The sequence below is a fragment of the Pseudomonas sp. K5002 genome, assembly GCF_013386655.1.
Classification (GTDB): domain Bacteria; phylum Pseudomonadota; class Gammaproteobacteria; order Pseudomonadales; family Pseudomonadaceae; genus Aquipseudomonas.
Genome location: NZ_JACARK010000805.1, coordinates 1 through 1,830, shown reverse-complemented (window position 1 = coordinate 1,830; position 1,830 = coordinate 1). Strand labels below are relative to the sequence as shown.

Annotated in this window: 3 protein-coding genes; all 3 read left to right on the top strand. The window is 63.7% G+C overall.

Annotation, left to right across the window (positions count from 1 at the left end):
- Positions 1-1,254: FUSC family protein (locus tag HX846_RS28905; protein WP_178966638.1), on the top strand; the 1,254-nt coding region annotated here is incomplete at its 5' end.
- Complete coding sequence (locus HX846_RS28900; protein WP_003218193.1) at positions 1,251-1,460, top strand: DUF1656 domain-containing protein; 210 nt, start codon at positions 1,251-1,253, stop codon at positions 1,458-1,460. The genes HX846_RS28905 and HX846_RS28900, both read left to right, overlap by 4 nt.
- Positions 1,457-1,830: biotin/lipoyl-binding protein (locus HX846_RS28895; RefSeq protein ID WP_178966637.1), on the top strand; the 374-nt coding region annotated here is incomplete at its 3' end. The genes HX846_RS28900 and HX846_RS28895, both read left to right, overlap by 4 nt.

Sequence of the window (1,830 nt, the reverse complement as noted above, 5' to 3'; positions counted from 1 at the left end):
GAGTGGCTGGCCAGCACGCAAAAGGATGCGCCCCTCGAACGCTGGCGTGTCCTGCGCGACCAGATCGAAGCCCTGCAACCCGATGCCGACGCCCTGGATGACCGCCATCAGTTGCTGTTCTCCAACGCCCTGTATCGCCTGGGCGAGTGGGTGGATTTGTGGCAAGACTGCCGCAGCCTGCAAGCCGCCATCCAGTGCGAAAGCCAGGACAGCTGGCGCGCAGTTTACCGCCACTGGCGCCTGGGCCGGCTGACACCGTTCCTCGACCGTGGCCTGATGTTCTACTCGGCGTTTTCCACCGTCACCGCGATCATCGTCGCCTCGGTGCTGTGGATCCTGTTGGGCTGGACCGACGGTGGCAGTGCAGTGATCCTGGCGGCGGTGGCCTGCAGCTTCTTCGCTTCGATGGACGACCCGGCGCCGCAGATCTACCGGTTCTTTTTCTGGACCGCGATGTCGGTGCTGTTCGCCAGCCTCTACCTGTTTCTGGTGCTGCCCAACCTGCACGATTTCCCGATGCTGGTGCTGGCGTTTTCGGTGCCCTTTATCTGCATCGGCACGCTGACGGTACAGCCGCGTTTCTACCTCGGCATGCTGCTGACGCTGGTCAACACCTCGTCGTTCATCAGCATCCAGGGTGCCTACGACGCGGACTTCCTGGCCTTTGCCAACTCCAACCTGGCGGGCCCGGTGGGCCTGTTGTTCGCCTTTGTCTGGACCCTGATTGCCCGGCCGTTCGGCGCTGAGCTTGCGGCCAAGCGCCTGACCCGTTTCAGCTGGCGCGACATCGTCACCCTGACCGAGCCTGCGACCCTGGCCGAACACCGCAAGATGGGCGTGCAAATGCTCGACCGCCTGATGCAACACCTGCCGCGCCTGGCCATGACCGGCCAGGACACCGGCATCGCCCTGCGGGAAGTGCGGGTGGCGCTGAACCTGCTGGACCTGCTGGCGTACTCGCCGCGCATCCTCGGGGTGCCGCGGGTGTTGTTGAACCAGGTGGTGGAAGGCGTCGGCGGTTACTTCAAGGCCTGCCTCAAGGCCGGTGAACGTCTGCCGGCCCCCAGCGGTCTGCTGATGACCCTCGACCGTACCCGCCGCGCCCTCAACGGCCAGGGCCTGCAAGGCGAGGACGAAACCCGCCTGCATTTGTTGCACGCCCTCAGCGGCTTGCGCCTGGCGCTGTTGCCCGGCGTGGAATTTCTTGGCGGCACAGAGATGGAAGCGCCGTTACCCGATGGAGCGCCTTTATGATCGGTGATCTGGATATCAGCGGGGTGTTCCTGCCCACGTTGCTGGTGCTGATGGGCATTACGTATGTGTTGTACCTGGTGGTGCACGGGCTGTTGACCCGCGTCCACTTCTATCGCCTGGTCTGGCACCGGGCATTGTTCAATGTGGGTCTCTACGCTCTGTTGCTGGGCGCAGTGGATTCACTCAGTCGATACCTCATGACATGAAAAAACCTTTTTTGACCATTGGCCGTGTAGTCCTGACGTTACTGGTGGTGACCTTCGCCTGCGTCGTGGTGTGGCGCATGGTGATGTACTACATGTTCGCGCCGTGGACCCGTGACGGCCACATCCGTGCCGACATCGTGCAGATCGCCCCGGACGTGTCCGGGCTGATCCAGCAAGTGGACGTGCGCGACAACCAGTTGGTGGTGCGCGGCCAGGTGCTGTTCTCCGTCGACCAGGATCGCTTCAAGCTGGCCCTGCGCCAGGCCCAGGCCGCCGTGGCCGACCGTCAGGAAACCCTGGCCCAGGCCGTGCGCGAGAACAAGCGTAACCGTGGCCTCGGCAACCTGGTGGCCAGCGAGCAACTGGAAGA

Bases quoted from the DNA above. Each gene is read 5' to 3' on its own strand.
- HX846_RS28900 (WP_003218193.1), top strand. From the start codon at position 1,251: ATGATCGGTGATCTGGATATCAGCGGGGTGTTCCTGCCCACGTTGCTG.